A 19,093-nucleotide genomic window follows, 5' to 3' on the forward strand; every position below is an offset into this window, starting at 1 on the left:
TTATTTTTTCAGCATATCGAAACTTTTCTTAGTGCACCTGTTGCAGGCACGTATTACGGTTCCCCTGAACCCATCCTCCTCCAGTGAACACACCGCCTCTATGGTAGTTCCTCCAGGTGTACACACCTGGTCTTTCAGGATGCCCGGGTGCTTACCCGACTCCAGAACCATTTTTGCAGAACCCATCACTGCCTGGGCAGCTACCCGCAGCGCAAAGTCCCTTGGAAGGCCATTGGCTACTCCGCCGTCCGCCAGCGCCTCTATATACATGGAGACGCAGGCAGGTATGGTACCGCTGATGCCGGTTGTGGCAAACATCTTATCCTCATCCAGCAATTCTACCAGACCGTTGGCTGAAAAAAGCACTTTCACATTCTCCAGTTCCTCAGGACTGAGATCATTATCCCTACTAAAAATCATGACACCGGCTCCTACCATGGCTGGAGTATTAGGCATGACCTTTAGCACCTTGGCTCTTTTTGCCACAGCTGTCCTGAGTTTTTCCGTACTCCATCCCGCTGCAATGGATACCAGCATATGTTCCTGCCTGAGATAAGGATTAATCTCATCCAGCACAAGCTGGCATATGTATGGTTTCACCGCCAGTATCAGGAGATCACAGCACTGGGTCAGTTCAACATTGTTGTTCACAGGATTTACTCCATATTCCTGTTTCATGGACTCCAGCTTTTGCCGGTCAATATCAAACACATAAATATGCTCCGGCGCCACGGTCCGGCTGTCCACGATCCCTTTCATGATGGCATGTGCCATATTCCCGCTTCCAATAAAACCCACTTTATAATTCAACATAATACCGATCTCCTCACTTTTATATTTCCACTGTTATCTCCCTATGTTAAAACGCAATAAAGCCAAAGATTCCAATACAAACCGCTGCCGTCACCCACAGATACAGGAAAGACTTCTTTGTCAGATCAAACACTTCAATCTTTAGATAGTCAGCCGCCCATACATGGTGTGAGTTGGTCGGGTCGCAAGCCAGCAGGAACAGATGGCAGGCCAGGAACGCCGCCACAATGGCATGTACCGGCAAAATCTGCGAAGCAATCATAAGCCCCAGGACACCGCTTCCCAATCCCCACATATTGAAGGGGCCGCGGTACAGGCAAAGGGGAGCAAGCAGTGCAAAGAAAAGGATGTATGTCATCCGGCCATGAGGCAGTATGCGGCTCATAAGTCCGGCCATGCTTGCAGATACTTCAGGACTGCCCACCGATGCGATCACCATACCGATGGCAACCATGATCATAATGGAAGGGGCCGCGGTCTTTACAGCAGTGGGGCCTGTCTTGGCAAGGGTTTTCAGCATCGCCCTTCCAGTGGTAACTGCTGCTCCATATGTGCAGGCCGCCATCAGAGCCGGAACAATAGGCCAGCCTAATCCAAGGATCAGCGGAAACGGTATAACAGGCATCAGAAGCGCCCATGGATTAACCTTGATATCATCCCCGGCCTCAGGTGTAACCGTGACAGCCCAGGCCTTTCTCCCCTTCATCTTCACTTCCATCAGCATGAATACCAGCAGTCCCAGGATCCCCACTCCCATAACGATCAGGGCATATGGCTTGATATCATTAATTTCCAGACCGGCTGCACTCATGTAAAGCTGCCACTGAGCTACATTGAGAATCAGCCCGACTGCCCTGGCAAAGATAAACATTGCCCCTGCCACAACCGGTGTGATCCCTACAGCCAGCAGAATAGGCAGCACCAGAGTACCGATCATGATGGTTGCCCCCAGGCCGGTAACTGCGGTAAACAGCAGGATGACCGCAATATTCAGGATAAATGATAAAAGCAGCGGCCGGTTCCCTCCCAGTTCCGTGGCACGCCTGATAATATCCTTTGTCACTCCTGTGGCGGTCATGATCTCGCCCAGCCATGCGCCGAAAATCAGGGCCATAATGGAAGATGCCATTCCCGTTGAACCCTTTTCCAATATACTTGACAGGATCCCTTCCTTTCCATTAAGAGGCACGCCGCCCACAATACCGATCAGAATGGCCATAGCCATCAGAGCGAGAAACGTAGGTATTTTATTCTTAAAGATCAAGAATGCAAACACCAAAAAAATAGCAATGATCAAAATCCCCTGTAACATAAAAAACCTCCTCTTTTCATTTGTTATTCTGGTTATCCATTGGTTAACCAGTGTTGTTAATATTATAACAAGGTTGCTGCTCAATGTCAATTCTTTTATGAATTTTTGGCGGAACTTGAAATACCTGTAATATTTAGTATAATAAAAGGACCACCCCTATCAGGGTTTTTTAATACATTTAGAAAAGGGGAATCACAATGAATGAAGATAAAGATAAGACAGCGTCTGCCGAAACAAAACTGATCCAGTTTATACAGGACAATGATCTACAGGTGGGTTCCCTCCTCCCGTCCGAACGGCAGCTGGCCGCAAAACTGAATATTTCCCGAGGCCAGCTGCGCAATGCGATCCAGAAGCTGGCCCATGAAGACATGTTTGATGTCATCCCCCAGGTAGGTACCATGCTGAAAAGCCGGCAGCCCGGAGCCACCATATTTAAAAAAGTACTGAATCTGGACACAGTGGATCTGCAGTCCCTGATCGAAGTCCGAATTTCCCTGGAAGTGACTGCGGCAGGACTGGCTGCCAAGCGTGCCGCACAGGACGACATTCAAGCCATCAGGGACGCCTGTCTGGCCTACGAACGGGAAGCCAGTGCCTACAGCCCATGGCATGAGGAAAATATCCGTTTTCACATGGCGATCATCCGCGCCTCCAAAAACGGAGCCATTATCGCCATCATGGAAAACCTGTTGAATGAGGCCGTGCTCTATACCCGTTCCAAGCAGTCCTCCTACACCCAGGAAAGGCTAAACCGCTCCATCCGCGAGCATAAAGCCATAACCGATGCCATATGCAGCCATGATGATGAAGCTGCTGTCCGGGAAATGAGTTTCCATATGCAGAAGATGGCCGATGTGGCGGAGAAACTGAGTAAGATATTTTAAAAAAACCTCTATGGAAATCCCCTGCTCCTGTCAGCAGGCCGATCCATAGAGGTTTTATGTCTTCAGACTATCTTTATATTCTTATCTGAAAACAATCATCCAGCTGCGAGGCTGCGCTTTGCAGCTTTGCCTGAAGTGTGTTTTCCAACATGGAAACAGTTCCGAATCCATCACATCTGCAAGGGCCTGGCATCTAGGCGTAATAATGGCCGTTGCGGCAGTTGACGTGTTGTTATCCGAATGGGATCCGGTGGTGTGGAAGTTACGTCCGCGGTATTGGAAATGCTTCCCTGAGCGTCCGGACGAGCCGTCCCCCTGATCAGGATCGTCTGTGTTTTCCCGCTTACCATGGTGCCAAAGCCCAGGATCCCCGGCCATGGATTAAATGTCACTCCGCCATCCGTGGAAAATTCCACTCCGGTGAGTGCAGCTGGTATACTGTCGGTCAATGTTACATTTTCCGCTGAGGACGGATCTGCATTTGACGCTGTGATGGTGTAGGTCAGTTGTGCTCCCTGCTTTACAGAGCCGGAACCGGCTGTCTTAGTTACTGAAATATCTGTCAGGAAACCTTCGATCAGCACCGGAACCTCATTGGAGGCCACATTAAATTCCGCGGGAATCCCTCAAAATGCGCTTACGCCCCTGGTCCAGCCCGGCAAGTGCCTCCATCTCCTCATCGTTCAGGGCAAAATCAAATACACTGACGCCCATGGACCGGATCTTCCCGGACCCATATGCCTCCTCCATGGCCCGGTAGGCTTCCTAATATTTCATAAAATGAATACTAAAACAAGGAGCTGCCATGCTGAATCTGATAGAATTAGAACAGTTTGTAGCATTTGCTTATTACGGCACACTGTCAAAAGCCTCCATTCCGTTACTGTTGAATCCTGTGCCCCTGCACCCTTGTGGACCGTACTCCCGGAGCTATCCTCCCATTATCCTGACATGTCCATTTCATCCAGTATCCAGAATCCTGACGATATCGTAAACCATGTGATCGCTCATACCTGCGATATTGGAATCCTGCCCTATCCGGTGGAAAGCGAAGGGATCCTATGCACCCCCATATTAAAAGCTGATCACAAACAGTCCCTGGTTTTAAACCTTCCATCGGACATTTCCAGACGCCCTACTCAAACACGGCCTCAGCTTTAGTACCGGCACTCCCCAGCGTCACCTCAATGGCAGGATCTCTATATTCCACTGTGGTACCTTCCGCCAGATCCGTTACCACGAATTTGACAAACCCATGGCCATCCTTTGCCTCTGCCCTAAGGCGCTGCGCGGTCCCCGCAAAATACCGTCCGCTCCAGGATGAGGCATCGGACACGCCCTTTGTTTCTTCTGTAATATCAGTATCATTGATACGGATAAAACCGGCCTCACTGTCCGTAAAAAGCGTCACGTCCACAACATTTGACAAGGAGAAACGTTCCTGCAAATAGCCCTCCATGTATCCGGCGCGTTCCTGCGCGAACCGGACCATCTTGTCCACGGCAGCTTCCCAGCTTTCCCTGCCTGGTACGGAGCCGGGATAACGGTTCGCCTGTTCATCGATGGCAGGCTCAATCTCTGATTTCCAGTTGCTGATCGCTTCCGCCACCGTGCCGGCGTTATAATTTGTATTCATCACATCGCAGAACCGGTTGATAAATCCGGCCTGGAACCCTTGGTTTTCCAGCAAGCGTCTGAATATCAGTGTTGATTGGGAGGAAGTGAAACCACTGCCCCGTCTTCCGGATGAACTTTCATTCAGGGCATGGGACAAGGTATCGTTGGTCTGATCGCTCATCAGCCCAAAACCCCAGTCCATATCCTTGATGATCCAACGGTAGCGCCCGTCCTTGTACCACTCCGCTCCGCCGTCATATCCGCCGTTCTCTGTCCTGTACCGCCAGAAAACGTTATTATTGGCCGGCCAGTCCGTATTGGCGGAATAAATATTGGCAATATGGTAATCCATGAGATTATCTATGTCCACATACTCCAACGCTTTCTGGTAGCTGCTTTCATCTGCCATGGAATGGTCATTGAAAAAATTCCACATCTCCTCATAATATTCCAGATCGCTTTCTTCCCCCTCGCTGACCTCGGGCGTGCTGTTTCCGCTTGCAATCTCCAGGACCGTCACACGGTCCCCATCAATATCATAATGGTTTGCAAAATAATGGTCATCGTATCGCTCACGGATATTGTATATACCCCAAAATTCCCCGTTTACAAAAGCAACGCAGGGCCGTGCTGCCTGGGTGTCCACATTCAGATCACTGACAAGTTCCTGCATCAATGCATCCCTGAACAGAGTGCCGGAATTGTCATTGCCGCTGGAGCGCAAAATAATCCGCTTGAATGTGGCAAGGATATCGTCATTACAGGACTTTGTCAGACCATCAAAAATCTCATACTCTATGGTGGGGTTCTCCTTGTCATAGCTATCCTTGGCGTAAAAACGCAAAGCCTTTTGTGCCAGTGACCGGGTCGTGCCTCCGTTGATCCGCACCCCCATGTTCTGGGAAACCACCAACGTACCGGCCGGTTCAAACAGTTCAAAATACACCGGCCTTTCCCAGTCGGAACCGGACTGGCTGTAATTGGCGTAAATACCGGTCGCCTCGTCAAAGAGATTGGACGAGTCGGTGACAACGGATACCACCGGCAGGCTGCCATACCGCGACATAATATTCTGGCTGACAAAATATGACTTGACCGAGATACGGGATAATATAGCCCCGTCTGCCGAAAATACCGCTGCCTTCACCACGGTTCCCTTAAACACATTTTCCGCCGGTTCCGCCGATAAAGAACCTCCACGAGGACCTCTGCCGCCGCCATTGCCAGGCCCGCGCTGTTCTCTGTCTGTATTTGCAGGTTTCGGTTCATTGCTGTCCGTATCTGCTCCTTTTGGATCATTGCCTTGCTCCATGGAAAGGTTGGAGCCCTCCGGCCGGGGAACCTGAAAACCGCCTGGCCGGTTTCCAGGCATTCCCCCTCCGCTGCCAAAGCCTCCGCCCTGTCCAAGCGTGCCGGCAGCCTGATTCGAGAGCAGGTTCTCCTCGCCGGTTCTGTCCGTAATTGTGATTCCCGCTGCGTACTCCGGTGATCCATCCGTTGGGTCGCTGCCGTCCAGCGTATATCGGATGATCCCATTCTCCGTGTCTGTGGAAAGTTCCAACACAAACTCCTGCTCATAAAAGCCACTTTCCCGTGAAAATATCACACTGCCTGTTTTTGCTGCATTATCACTTATTTGTTCCGTACTTCCGGCCGTTTCACCAGCTATCCGGCTGCACCCGGCCGCAGAACATAACATGGCCGCCGTTACGCAAATGGCCGTTGCCCGAATTATAGTATTCTTCAAAGCTGCTCTCCTCCGCACTTTTTTTACCTCTTTTTTAATATAGCATGAGAACATTAAATTAAGCTGAAAACGCTGTGAAGAATCTGCGTACCAAATAAACTGATTTTTTTTCCTACTCCGAAGTCACATACGTCACCATATCAGCCGCATTGCTGCGGACCGATGGCCCTGTCACTCCATCCATTGTTTCATCTGCCGAGCGGTCCTCACTCCCCACCAGTAATACTGCGGCTGCGCTTTGATCCTCCGGTATTCCCAGCAGGGATCTGTATTCCGCCTTTTTATCGCCGTTTAAGACAATGGTTGGGGATGAGAGGATCTTTCTACCATACCCCAGCAGTTTTGCCTCCGCAAGCATATTCTGGCAGGCAAGGCCAGCATCAAATTCAGAACCCTCCTGACAGGATATGATGATGGCTAAAGGTGCATCCGCAATTCCTGCTTTTTTAACCGTTGATTCACCCCTATCTGCCTGTGCCGGGCGGTTTGCAGACATTTCATCCGATATCTGCTGCAGAATCTCCCTGTTTGTTACAGCCGTAAAATGCCATGGCTGTTGGTTCATTGCACTGGGGGCATTTATTCCTGCCTGAAGGATATGCTCCATATCCGCCTCAGGAACACGCTCCTGTGTAAAATACTGCGTTGTTCTGGCATCAATCAGCAGTGTCGCAGCATTTTTACCACTGCCGTTATCTGCATGTTTGCTGCATGCGGAAGATAGAAACGACAATATAAGAACCATTAAAATAGAACCGCACACACCTTTTTTCATAATTACTTTTTTCATAATTGCTCCTTTCCTTCATCTGCTTTGCAGCTTGGTATAAGCCCGCTTAAGCTTTCCTGCTTCCTTTTGGATATAAGTATCTTTTCCCTCTCAGGCAGCACCTCTGAGCTTTTTCAATTATACAGGATAAAGGTAAAGTTTAAATAAACTCCCCAAGGGATTCCAATATTCCCCCGCAGTTCTTTTCATATAATGTATATGGTACAAGTGCATTCAGATAATTCATAAAAACCCTTTTCGCAATGATCATAAACAATCCAAACCATAAAACAATCCTGCCTGCAAAAAAGGTGCGGTTCCAATTGAACCGCACCCCCAAAACTTCACCGGGCTCTGCCCGCCTACCTCCTGGATCCGCCTTCCATCCAACCCCAAAACTCATCCACTGCCTGCATAACGGTCCTGCAGGGCCGTCCCTGTTCCTTGATCCCGTTATCCTTAATGCAGACCACATGGAACATATAGTTGTTAATGGGAACATAATCCATTTCAATCATCAGGTTGGCGTCCAGATCCTGGAGCAGCACCATTGTGGTCTGCGCGCTGCTGATATAGCTTTGTACGCCGGATAAGTATCTCAGACAATCGTTTTCCTTTTTAAAAGCATCTGCCAGTTGTCTTAATTTTTCTTTCCTGTCCTCTGATGTACATTTGGTATAATGCCACATAGCCCCTCCATTTTCCAATGTTTCCATTTTCCTTTCGTCAGCCGGCTTCTACCTTTATTATAACAGTCATCATCAGATTATTCCAATCTTTTTCCCTTCATAATACAGTTCTTTTGTTTCCGGGTCCTTTGTAAATTTTGCCATAAATTCATTCCACACATACTCACACTCGCTGGGCCAGGTGGCATGGGCCTTTGTATCGGTCTCCGTCAAATGCAGCATGGGCACATGGTCCTCTGTCTCAAATATATAATGGGTCACCAGCCCTTCCTTAAAGCTGCAGTTTTTCCCGCCGTCCATGTAGCTGTAATCCGCCCATTTCTTTGTGAGCCCGTATCGGTTACACCAGTGGTCCACCAGTTTCTCCGCCTGTGTAAATCCGCCCTTAAACGCGGAATCGCAGCAGCCCAGATTGGCTATGATGGGTATCAGGGAGCCCTGCACGGCCGGCCGCTCCTTTTCTCCCCGCTCCACTGCCTCTATGTCGGTGTGCCTTGCGGAAAATGGAGCCACTGCCGCAAAATAATCAGGGCGGTAGGCAGCGCAGGCCCAGCTCATCATCCCGCCTGAGGACTGGCCGCTTCCGTAGACACGGCTTTTGTCAACCGGATAATGGCCGGTCAGCCACTGGTACAAAAAGTCCAGGAACCTCATATCCTCGGGCCGCTCCGGCTGGGGATATCCGGTATTCCACATGGCCCGGAAAATGTTATTGGTCTTAAGTCCGCTGATGGAGCGCACCTCATTCGGCTCAGACGCGGTGGGCATGATGATCATAAACCCATACTGATCCGCCACATAACTCCACCCAATGCGGTCAGCGATCTCATCCCCGCTGCCTCCTGCCCCATGGAACACAAACAGGGCGGGCAGTTCCCTGTCTGTTGGCGCGGACTCGGGGACATATACATACCACTCCCTGCGGTACGTATCGCGGCGGTCCGCATAGTATCCGCCCCACACATCGGCCGAAAACTTTTCAAATCCCCGTTGGTAGATATTGCCCGCCTGTCTCAGGGCGCCGTTGTTAGTACCCGGGTAGCGGTAGATCCCGTCAAAAAGCTCTGTCAGGATCGCTTCGCTGTACTCCCGGCCCACCCACGCCTTCCATGGCCCGAAATCAGCCACCACCTTTGCGCACCAATGCTCATCCACAGTGCCGCCCTTTTGCGGATGCCAGATCATCCTGCTCCCATCCTCCACAGGAGATTCCATACTGTGGTTTGAATGCCTGTAATAGCCGATCATCCTCCGGGCAGCTTCATCCTTTCCGGCAAAGCCAAGCCATACCGGCCACTGCACTTCACTGAGTGAAATGCCTTCCACCCGGGATGGCGATGCCTGCAGGGTCCTTACCTCTTCTTCCGTCATTCCCTTTGTCCCCAGCAGGGCTAAGGCCGCATACGCCCTTGGCATCATCCTGCTCTGGGCGCCCACCGCATCAGCGCAATCCCCATAAGCCACGGCATAGAAATTGGCCTGGAAGGAGCAGAACATGGGCCGGACCGCAAGGTCATTATTCAGGGCGTTCAGATAATCCAGATCCTCTTTGTCATTATTCCATCCCTTCTCATCTTTTGCTTCCATGAGCACAAGATAAAGCCCGTATTGATCCGATAATTCCTTCCAGCCGCTGTCCACCATAAACTCCCATGGGTTAGATCCGCCCGGCACACCGATAAACACAGTGGGTTGATTGTACACAGATCCTTCCGGTATGTAAAATTTTGAGGAACGGGTCACGCCCTCTCCCACCCCACAGTCAAACTGGTAATATCCGTGCAGGAACTGTCTGTAATAATGCTGCTTGTCAATGGTAACCAGGGACGCGTCAGGCAGTGCCTGGGCCACCGGTTCCTGTAAATATGATCTCATACAAAACACCTCTCTTTTTAATCTGATCAAGCCGGATATACCGGAAAGAAAATGCTGGCTGATACAACGAGGGTCACAACCGCGATCAACAGGTAAGGCATTGTAAACTTAAGAAGTTTACCCGGCTCGTGCTGGCCGATGGCAAAGGCAAGGGCACACTCAGCGGACCCGCTTGGAAATGCAATGGCCATGATGGAAGCAATATTAATGATCAGTACAATCCCCCTGGGATCCATGCCCGCCACCATGGAAAGGGATGCGGCAATGGGTGTCAGAACAGCGGCTGTCCCCGTGTTGGACATGAATGTGGTCATCACAATGGTAGTCACTGCAAAAACAAACAGTACGAACATGCCGGAAGGCTTTTCCCCAAGAAGGATAAGAAGCCAGTTGCCAATCATATCGCCCACACCGGACTTACCAATGGCGTCCGACATGACCAGAACACCGGCGATCATCCACACCATGTCACCGGTGAGGGAGTTGACCGTCTCTTTGGTTGTCAGGGTTTTTGTGTAAAGCAGCACAAGAACGCCGGCGGCCGGGATCACATACATCAGGTTACCGATCCTTGCACCGAAAATGAATCCAAGGAGAACACCAATAAACACAATATTGATAATGGTCTCATCCCGCTTTGAGATGGCGGCAGCTTCCTTTACCTCTTTTACATCCGAAGTATTGACCCCATGCCTGGGAATGAATTTCCATGCAAACAGCGCATAAACCGTAAGCGCAGTGGCGGGGATAAAGGATACCTTGATAAAATCCCCGGGCAGAAGCATCAGGTCGGGATTATTGATGATCCCTTCATAATAAGCGTTTGCTGTGGGCGACATGGTTGCACCCAGCCCTACCGGGAATTTAAGGCTCCACGCAGCCATAACGGCAAATGCCGCAAAGATCATACGTGAAGCGCAGATCTCATCCTTATCATCCAGTGAAACCAGGAACAGTGCCACAATGGAAATAATGGCTGTCCTGCCCATCAGCTGTGCAAGGACAATGGTCACCAGGAATAAAAAGATAATAAATGCCAGTCCGCTCTTTCCCTTGATCCGCTCCATGCTGTTGCGCACCTTGTTAATGAGACTGGTCTTTCCAAAGGCATAGGCAACCGTAAACATACAGGCAATGAGAATCGTGGTCTTGTTGGCCAGACCTGAAAATGCAGTTGAAATATCAAACACACCTGTTAAAGCAAGCATTACGCAGCAGGTCATGGTGGTCACGCCATAAGGGACCTTATGGGTAAAGAACATGGCGATCATAAAGACCAGCAATCCTAACACAATATACATCTGCATAAATGAACCCCCTCATACTTTTTATATTTTAAGTAAAATTTATTCAATTGTCTCTTCTACGGATTTTGAATGGACATATCCCCTAATTTGCCGGCAATTAGGAATCACTCAATATCCTTGTTGATTCTGTGTTTTTAGTATAGTTTAAATTTTTCTTATTGACAACAATATAAAAATTATGTTAATTTTAAGTAAAAGTTATGGAGGTTTTCCATGTATCTGAAAGATCAGAAATATATGGCCGCACTGGCCGGCGAGGGCTCCCTCACAAGAGCGGCCCGGCGCCTTAACCTGTCCCAGCCCGCCCTTTCCAAATGGCTCCTGGACCTGGAACAGGAGATCGGCATGCCCCTGGTGATCCGTTCCAGGAACGGCCTTGTCTTCACGGAAGCAGGGCAGATCTATCTGGAGGGATGCAGGGAATGCCTGGAGGCCGCACTTGAGATCCGTAGGGAGCTGGACGCATTATCCCAGAAATCAAAACAGAGTATCATTCTGGGAGGAAGCCCGATCAGGGGCGCCCAGGCGTTTGCAAAGATCTATTCCGAGTTCCGCCGTAAATACCCTGATATCGATCTCCAGTTTGTAAGCGACAAAAACCCCGTCCTTAAGAAAATGCTTTCCGAAGGCGAGATCACCATGTCCCTTTTAGGCGCCATGGAGACCAGCCTGCCCAATCTGGAATACCTGAAATTCATGGATGAGGAGCTGCTGGTCATGCTGCCCAAAGGCCACCCTCTCTCCTACGATTACAAAACCCTGCCTCCAAACCAGCCCTATCCGGCAATGGATCTGGCAAACCTGGCCGGCACCCCGATCCTGACCACTGCTTCCGAGACCTCCTACGGCGACATGGTCCTTACCCTGTACCGGAACGCCGGACTGGAATCCAATATCATTTTCCGTTCCAACGTGATCCCCCTTCTCTATGAAATGGTGCTGAACGGAGTGGGCGCCGCCATGATCCCGGACTCTTACTACAATCCGGAGGACGGCATTTCCGTGTACTCCCTCTCCCCCCGCATCATTGTGTACCAGGGAATCGGCCTGCGAAGCGGACATCCCCTTTCGGACGCGGAAGAATATCTGATCCATCTTGTGATGAATAACTGGGGATCGCCCTATTACATGCATCAGTATGCTGATTATTATCTTGAACAAAGGAAATTGAGGATAGATGCTTATGAATATAACAAGATTTGAATATATGCTGGCATTGGAACGAATAGGGACCATGACCGGAGTGGCAAACGCTTATTTTATCTCACCCTCCGCGGTCAGCCAGTGCCTGAAAAATGAAGAAGCCCAGCTGGGCCATACCTTGTTTAAAAGCGAAAACCACAGGATGGTCCCAACCGAGGCCGGACGGATCTATCTGAAAGGGGCCCGCAGGATCCTCAAGATCCAGAAAGACACCATGGATAAGCTGAATGTCATTCCTCAAAAGCACCACTCCGTCCGGATCGCCGCTGCTCCAATGCTCTATGAGAAAGCGGCTTCTGTGATCATCCCGGAACTAAACACCCGGCTGCCTGGTACTGATTTTCAGCTGCTCCGGGCGGATTCCAGGGTCAGTGTAGCTTATCTGCTCAACGACCTGGCTGATTTTGCGCTGATCTGTTCCCCGCCCCTGAACCACACCCTGCTTACAGAGGATGTGCTTGGCGAGGACCAGCTGCTTTTAGTGGTGCCCAGGGCATATCTGCGCGGCCAGCTGACCAGGGAACCCACCATTGAGGACTGCAACCCGCTGCCCTTTATCCTTTTAAAAAGCGGGACCTATACCCGCGGGATTGAGAATGAGATCCTTGCCAAGCACCACATTTCCCTGAACCGGATCTATGAGGTGGACGATCATATCATGGCCAGGAATTTCCTGGAGGAAGGCAGGGGCGCCACCTTCCTGCCATCCTCCATGATTCCTGATCACGCAGAGCGGCACTTTTTCATCCTTCCCCTTAAACCGCCGAAAACGTTTAATTTTATCCTGGCCTATCCCAACTATACAAAACCGGATAAGGGGAAACGGGATGTGCCGGAGGTGATACGGAAGGTGTTCAGCATTTGATGCTTCTGAATGTTGAAACCTGTGGAAACCCATGATATATTACTATTATGTCTATCCTCAGTGGACAAATGATTTTAATTGCATTTAAAGGAGAGCAAACCATGCCTGTATTTGATTTCACCAGCGCTCCGGACCAGACAGAACGTTCCGGATGCACCTATACCATATTCCAGTCCAACGAGTCCCTGGTCTCGCCTGACCGGCCCATTGTGATACTGGACAACCACAGAAGAAAGTGGCGCCACCATTCCTGTGGGGTTTTTGCCAATCCCAATAAACAGACCACCTTTGAATTTAAGGAAGAGGACGGGACCCACAGCGCCGATATCCTTCAGATTGACGCCCGCTTTGTCAGCCTCCTTCAATGGCTGGGGGAAAACCACATCAATGTGCGCCTGTCCGGCGAGAACCGGGATGAGGGGTATGCGGTTTACAAAATACGTGAAACTGCCTCCGGAGGCGGAACCAAGCTATCGGCTGAAGATGGTTTTCTCCAGTTTATGATCGACCGGCTGCTGGCAAGCAGCGCGCCTGCAGATGAGCACGAGGAGGATGACCTGGATGAGACAGGGGATGATATGAGGCTTACCAGCCTGCAGAGCATCACGGACTTTATGACCTGCGCGGGCAGGACCATGCCTGACAATATCCGGCTGTGGGCCAGAAGGAATCTTGCGGTCGCCCGCTCCCATGAAGTCTCCCCCGAAGAACGGCGTCATGCCCAGCGCGCCCTTTCCATTATGATGAATATACAGTGGAAGAACAATTACTTTGAGGCCATCGACCCGCAGGAAGCGCGCCGGATCCTGGACGAAGAGCTTTATGGAATGGAGCGTGTAAAACAAAGGATCATTGAAACCATCATACAGATCAACCGCACCCATACCCTTCCCGCATACGGCCTTTTGCTGGTGGGACCGGCCGGAACCGGGAAATCCCAGATCGCCTATGCGGTGGCCCGTATCCTGAAGCTTCCGTGGACCACCCTGGACATGAGTTCCATCAACGATCCTGAGCAGCTGACCGGCAGTTCCCGGATCTACGCAAACGCAAAGCCCGGGATCATCATGGAAGCCTTCTCCATGGCCGGGGAATCCAGCCTGGTCTTTATCATCAATGAACTGGATAAGGCAGCCGCAGGAAAGGGCAACGGCAACCCCGCGGATGTGCTTTTAACCCTTCTTGATAACCTGGGCTTTACGGATAATTACATAGAGTGTATGATCCCCACCGTGGGCGTTTATCCCATCGCCACTGCCAATAACAAGGATCAGATCAGCGCGCCTTTGATGTCACGTTTTGCAGTCATTGACATTCCGGACTATACACCGGAGGAAAAGAAGATCATATTCTCACAGTATGCCCTGCCAAAAGTCCTAAAGCGGATGAGCATGGGCGCGAACGAATGCATTGTGACAGAGGAAGCCCTTTGCGCTGTCATTGAGAAATACAGCAACACCACCGGGATCCGTGATCTGGAGCAGGCCGCGGAGCATATAGCCGCCAACGCCCTTTACCAGATCGAGGTGAACCATGTCTCTCAGGTTACCTTTAGCGCTGAGATGGTGAGGAAGCTGCTTGAGTAAAGAGATTTATATCAATTATCGAACCATCAAACACAAAGCCGGTATGGTCACCATGGACAACAATGTGGACGAAACCACACATTTTGCCGCAAACACCGCATCACACTTATACTTGGCTGCCAGGATAGCCGTGACACTGGCAGCCGGCATTCCGGCCAATACCACGGATACACCTGTCACCACCGGCTCCACATGGAATGCCAGACAGAACAGATAGATCAGGCAGGGGATGAATGCCAGGCGGATCAGGGAATAATATAGGGTGACGCGGTTCCACAGGGACTTAAAGCTCACCCCTGCCAGAATGCTTCCGATAAACAGCATGGACAGGGCAGTGTTGGCCGAGGCCAGTGTTTTTACGGTCTGCTCTGCCACGGACGGGAGCCTGATGCCTGAGATCATCAGGACCAGCCCCAGGCCCACTGCCAGAATGCAGGGATGTGTCATCACCTTTTTTACAAGTGTCTTTTTATCCGGCGCCTCGGTAAAGTAGGTAAGTCCGGCCGACCACATGAATGTCCTTTGGGGGATCAGGTATATGGACGCATAGAGAAGGCCCAGGGGGCCGAAAATGCTCTCCGCTATGGGATTGCCCAGGATTCCCGCATTGGAACATATGGTGGCGTACTGAAGAACCTTTTTGCGCCTTTCGCCCATGTGGGGATAGAGAATAAAACTCAGGATATAGGAGCCGACCTGGATCCCCAGGGCAACGATAAGAATGATCAGGCAATTGACCAGGATCTCATGATCAAACTCGATCTCAAAGGAACGAACGATGCTGCACGGCAGGGTCACATAGACCACCAGATCCGTCAGCAGTTCCTGGCTCTGTTCCTTTATAACACCCTTCTTTTTGAGTAAAAGACCTAATATCATGATACTGAACAGCATTCCCTGAATCTCAAATAACCCTGTGAAGTCCATCTCTTTTCCCCGCCTGCCCTCTGCTTAGTCCGGCATTCATAAGTGCCTAAACTGATTATAACGGCTGTTGGCCGGACTGTAAAGCGGATGGGAAGGACATGGCCAAATATGGTGAATTACAGCTGCATTGCCAGCTGTGTGGCCTCGTAAATCGCTTTTTTTGCATCCCCGGCTTCCAGTGCATCCCCAATGCAATAGACCTGGCCTCCAAAATCGGTCAGCAGCTCATGGAGTTCCCTGTTTGGCCTGGCCCCAAATGCAAGTATGATCCCGTCATATCCGGACAGCTGCTTTATCGTACCGTTCTTCTCATAATCGATTCCATCCTGTTTTATCTTCAAGACCCGGCTGTCAAAAACAAAGCGAGCGCCAGATCCCTCCAGATTCCTGACCAGCCTGTCCCTCACCTTTCTGGGCGCAAGAGGAGCGGCCTGGCTTAACATATCCACCAACGTCACATGGTTTCCATATTCGCTGAGGAATTCCGCTGTCTCGGCTCCAACCAGCCCTGCTCCCAGAATCAGCAGATTTTTGCCTGTAAACTGTTTTTCACATTTTAAGACTTCCTGGGCCAGACACACCTGGCCGCCCTCAATGCCTTCAATATTGGGAATCACGGGCACTGCGCCCGTTGCCAGGATCACTGAATCAAATCCTTCCCGCTTTAGCTGCTCTGGGTCAGCCTTTATTCCATAGACCACTTCTGCCCCATACTTTTTGCAGAACTCCAGATAAGTGCTGATGGTTTTTGCCAGATCCTGCTTCATGGAAGGAACACTGGCCAAACGATATTGTCCGCCTGCCGTCTTATCCTTTTCAAAGACTTTCACCTGATGCCCCCGTTCTGCAAGTATCCAGGCCGCCTGAAGCCCGGCCGGTCCGGCTCCTACGATACCGATCCGTTTTTTCTGATCAGCCGGCCCAACAATCCACAGACCTTCTTTTCCGCTGAATGGATTCATCATGCAGGAGGTTCCTTCGCCCTCCTCAAAGGAATCACTGTAAAAGCAGCGCTGCAGGCATCCCGTGCAGGTATAGATTTCTCCCAGTCTCCCCTCCTTTACTTTTTCAGGGAAATGGGGATCACAGATGGACTGCCGGCCCAACGCCACAAAATCCGTACACCCTGCCGCAAGGGCGCAGACGGCCTGAGAGGGGTCATTGATCCTTCCAACTCCGATCACCGGGATTCCTAATACTGACTTGACCTTTTTAACATTTTCCATATTAAAGGCGGTTTTGGTATAGTATGGCCGGATTGGATCCCCGCAGGATATGTGGACCGCATCTGCGCCCGCTGCTTCAAACAGCATTGCCTGGGCAGCAGCGTCTTCAATGCTGTTCCCCCCGTGATATCCCTCATCTCCGCTGGTCCTGACGCAGACCGGGAAGTCAGTTCCACATGCTGCCTTTACCGCACAGATCAGCTGGCATACGATCCGGGCACGGTTCGTAATACTTCCTCCATATTCATCCACTCTTTTATTTACGCCCTTGGATAAAAACTGGGCCAGCAGATATCCGTGAGCTCCGTGTATCTCCACTCCGTCAAATCCCGCTTTCTTTGCGCGCTCTGCGGCCCGGACAAATTTTCGGATCATTTCCCCAATCTCTTCCCCAGTCAGCTCATGTACCCTCTCCGCCTTTCCCGGAACCGTAATATGGCCGGCTCCCACTGCCGGCAAAAGAGTGGCACCTGCTCCCTGAAGACGGCCCGCATGGTGAAGCTGTGCGAAAACCAGACCGCCTTCGCTGTGGATCCTGTCAGTCAGGGCTGCCAGCATGGGCACAAAACGGTCATCATAGATCCCGGCCTGGGTCTTACCGGCCAGCCCTTCCTCACTCACACAGAGATACTCCGTGATGATCAGTCCAAATCCTCCTTTGGCCCGTTCTCCGTAATAATTCAGCGCCTGGTGGGTAAACTGATGCTCTGTCGTGGTGTAGTGACTGTCCATGGCCGGCATTACAAATCTATTGCCAATCTCCAGATTCCCTATTTTTCCAGGTTTAAATAGTAATTCATACATCTTCCGCTCCTCCTGTTTTCTCCATAAGACTTAATCCATTTGTATGGATCACTCTTTGGTACCAATAAAAGGATTTCTTCCGATACCGTTTCAGACTCCCTTTTCCATTATCATCACGGTCAACGTAGATCAGTCCGTAACGTTTGCGCATTTCTGCCGTGGAAGCACTCACCAGATCGATACATCCCCACGCAGTGTATCCCATGATATCCACCCCATCTTCCAGAGCTCTGCCCACTTCCACAAGATGGCGCCGCATATATTCGATCCGTTCATTATCATTGACCGTCCATTGCCCCTGTTCGTCCTTGACCAGCCGGTCCACGGCTCCCAGGCCGTTTTCCACAATAAACAATGGTTTCTGATACCGGTCATAATACTGGTTCAGGACGATCCGAAGGCCCACCGGATCGATCTGCCAGCCCCATTCACTGGACTTTAGGTAAGGATTCTTTAATCCTCCTATGAGATTTCCCTCCCCCTTTTCCATGGGGTCAGCGCTTTCGCACACACTGACGTAATAACTGAAGGAAATAAAGTCCACTGTATGTTTCAGCGCTTCCTCATCCCCCGGCTCCATTTGAATGCTTACGCCTTCCTTCTTAAGATAGGTGTCCAGATATTTGGGATACCTGCCCCGTACCTGCACGTCCGCAAAAAAGTAGTTTTTCTGCTCAGCCTTCATTGCCGCTAATACATCATCCGGCCTGGACGTCAAGGGATAGGTGGGCATTGCCAGGATCATACAGCCCACCTTTGCTTGCGGCATCATCTCATGGGCCATTTTTACTGCTTTTGCCGATGCCACCAGTTCATGATGGATCGCCTGATATAGATCCTGCCTGGTCAATTTCTCTTTGGGTGTCAAGATGCCGCCGCTGATCAGGGGCTGATGCAGAATGGAATTGATCTCATTAAAGGTCAGCCAGTATTTTACTTTGTCTTTATACCGCTCAAAAATCACGTTGCAAAATTTCATATAATACTCGATCATTTTTCTGCTCCGCCATCCGTCATACTTTTTTGCCAGATGCAGCGGTGTCTCATAATGGGAGATTGTGACCATGGGCTCGATCCCATACTTGCGGCATTCATCAAACACATCATCATAAAACTGCAGTCCCTTTTCATTGGGCTTCTCATCATCCCCATTGGGGAAGATCCTGGTCCAGGCAATGGACAAACGGAATACCTGAAAGCCCATTTCTGCAAACATGGCAATATCCTCTTTGTACCGATGATAAAAATCGATTGCCACAAGTTTCATGTTATCCACGGTGGGTTCCCGGGTTGGCTCCCCTTTGATTCCTCTTGGCATAATATCCTGGATCGACAGGCCTTTTCCATCTGCCCGGTACGCGCCTTCACACTGGTTGGCAGCCACTGCTCCTCCCCACATAAAATGTTCCGGAAATTGAATTCGACTCATCATTTTACACCTTTTCTATTGGAGTTGATTGAAGTTA

At 50.5% G+C, this 19,093-nt stretch carries 16 protein-coding genes; 4 read left to right on the forward strand and 12 right to left on the reverse strand.

The features are described 5' to 3' along the window. Together proC and HMPREF9469_RS05340 are read right to left on the reverse strand one after the other, a co-directional pair. Positions 1-813: a pyrroline-5-carboxylate reductase gene (gene proC / locus HMPREF9469_RS05335; RefSeq protein ID WP_007859935.1), complete on the reverse strand. Its 813-nt coding sequence runs from the start codon at positions 811-813 to the stop codon at positions 1-3. A gap of 46 nt (positions 814-859) precedes the next feature. Beyond that, on the reverse strand, positions 860-2,125 hold the full coding sequence (locus HMPREF9469_RS05340; RefSeq protein ID WP_007859936.1) for a hypothetical protein: 1,266 nt from the start codon (positions 2,123-2,125) through the stop codon (positions 860-862). Positions 2,126-2,322: 197 nt separating this feature from the next. Between HMPREF9469_RS05340 and HMPREF9469_RS05345 the strand changes: the two genes are divergently transcribed. Beyond that, the gene (locus HMPREF9469_RS05345) at positions 2,323-3,012 is read left to right on the forward strand and encodes a FadR/GntR family transcriptional regulator (protein ID WP_007859939.1); all 690 of its coding nucleotides are present in this window, start codon (positions 2,323-2,325) and stop codon (positions 3,010-3,012) included. A gap of 170 nt (positions 3,013-3,182) precedes the next feature. Here HMPREF9469_RS05345 and HMPREF9469_RS05350 read toward each other — a convergent pair whose 3' ends face one another. The 7 genes from HMPREF9469_RS05350 to HMPREF9469_RS05380 form a co-directional block, all read right to left on the reverse strand. Next, positions 3,183-3,596 (reverse strand): DUF11 domain-containing protein, encoded by a 414-nt coding sequence (locus tag HMPREF9469_RS05350; RefSeq protein WP_157140259.1) that lies wholly within the window; start codon positions 3,594-3,596, stop codon positions 3,183-3,185. Between the two features lie 22 nt (positions 3,597-3,618). Then, a complete protein-coding gene (locus HMPREF9469_RS31930; protein ID WP_007859941.1) occupies positions 3,619-3,762 on the reverse strand; it encodes a hypothetical protein in 144 nt (47 codons plus the stop codon). A 385-nt stretch (positions 3,763-4,147) separates the two neighbouring features. Further along, positions 4,148-6,376, reverse strand: coding sequence for a CotH kinase family protein (locus HMPREF9469_RS05355; RefSeq protein WP_007859944.1), 2,229 nt, complete (start codon positions 6,374-6,376; stop codon positions 4,148-4,150). A gap of 112 nt (positions 6,377-6,488) precedes the next feature. Continuing rightward, positions 6,489-7,166: a nitroreductase family protein gene (locus tag HMPREF9469_RS30545; RefSeq protein ID WP_007859945.1), complete on the reverse strand. Its 678-nt coding sequence runs from the start codon at positions 7,164-7,166 to the stop codon at positions 6,489-6,491. Between the two features lie 341 nt (positions 7,167-7,507). After that, positions 7,508-7,834: a hypothetical protein gene (locus HMPREF9469_RS05370; RefSeq protein ID WP_007859947.1), complete on the reverse strand. Its 327-nt coding sequence runs from the start codon at positions 7,832-7,834 to the stop codon at positions 7,508-7,510. 72 nt (positions 7,835-7,906) lie between these two features. After that, positions 7,907-9,709 carry a CE1 family esterase gene (locus tag HMPREF9469_RS05375; protein ID WP_007859948.1) on the reverse strand — a complete coding sequence of 601 codons (1,803 nt, stop codon included), beginning with the start codon at positions 9,707-9,709 and terminating at the stop codon, positions 7,907-7,909. Between the two features lie 26 nt (positions 9,710-9,735). After that, on the reverse strand, positions 9,736-11,016 hold the full coding sequence (locus HMPREF9469_RS05380; RefSeq protein ID WP_007859950.1) for an SLC13 family permease: 1,281 nt from the start codon (positions 11,014-11,016) through the stop codon (positions 9,736-9,738). Between the two features lie 213 nt (positions 11,017-11,229). Here HMPREF9469_RS05380 and HMPREF9469_RS05385 point away from each other — a divergent pair, with 213 nt between their 5' ends. The 3 genes from HMPREF9469_RS05385 to HMPREF9469_RS05395 all read left to right on the forward strand — a co-directional run bounded on the left by HMPREF9469_RS05385 (position 11,230) and on the right by HMPREF9469_RS05395 (position 14,670). After that, complete coding sequence (locus tag HMPREF9469_RS05385; protein ID WP_007859952.1) at positions 11,230-12,219, forward strand: LysR family transcriptional regulator; 990 nt, start codon at positions 11,230-11,232, stop codon at positions 12,217-12,219. Beyond that, positions 12,200-13,084: a LysR family transcriptional regulator gene (locus tag HMPREF9469_RS05390; RefSeq protein WP_007859954.1), complete on the forward strand. Its 885-nt coding sequence runs from the start codon at positions 12,200-12,202 to the stop codon at positions 13,082-13,084. The genes HMPREF9469_RS05385 and HMPREF9469_RS05390 overlap by 20 nt, the downstream gene beginning before the upstream one ends. Before the next feature lie 101 nt (positions 13,085-13,185). After that, positions 13,186-14,670 (forward strand): AAA family ATPase, encoded by a 1,485-nt coding sequence (locus HMPREF9469_RS05395; RefSeq protein ID WP_007859955.1) that lies wholly within the window; start codon positions 13,186-13,188, stop codon positions 14,668-14,670. Positions 14,671-14,685: 15 nt separating this feature from the next. Here the strand turns inward: HMPREF9469_RS05395 and HMPREF9469_RS05400 are convergent, their stop codons facing one another. From HMPREF9469_RS05400 to HMPREF9469_RS05410, 3 genes are all read right to left on the reverse strand, one after another. Further along, a complete protein-coding gene (locus HMPREF9469_RS05400; protein ID WP_007859956.1) occupies positions 14,686-15,597 on the reverse strand; it encodes an AEC family transporter in 912 nt (303 codons plus the stop codon). A gap of 116 nt (positions 15,598-15,713) precedes the next feature. After that, entirely contained in the window at positions 15,714-17,627 is a 1,914-nt protein-coding gene (locus tag HMPREF9469_RS05405) for an NAD(P)/FAD-dependent oxidoreductase (protein WP_007859957.1), read from the reverse strand. After that, entirely contained in the window at positions 17,620-19,059 is a 1,440-nt protein-coding gene (locus HMPREF9469_RS05410) for a glycoside hydrolase family 1 protein (RefSeq protein WP_330363642.1), read from the reverse strand. Before HMPREF9469_RS05410 ends, HMPREF9469_RS05405 begins: the two co-directional genes overlap by 8 nt. Positions 19,060-19,093 lie beyond the last annotated feature (34 nt).

Source organism: [Clostridium] citroniae WAL-17108 (genome assembly GCF_000233455.1).
Lineage (GTDB): Bacteria > Bacillota > Clostridia > Lachnospirales > Lachnospiraceae > Enterocloster > Enterocloster citroniae.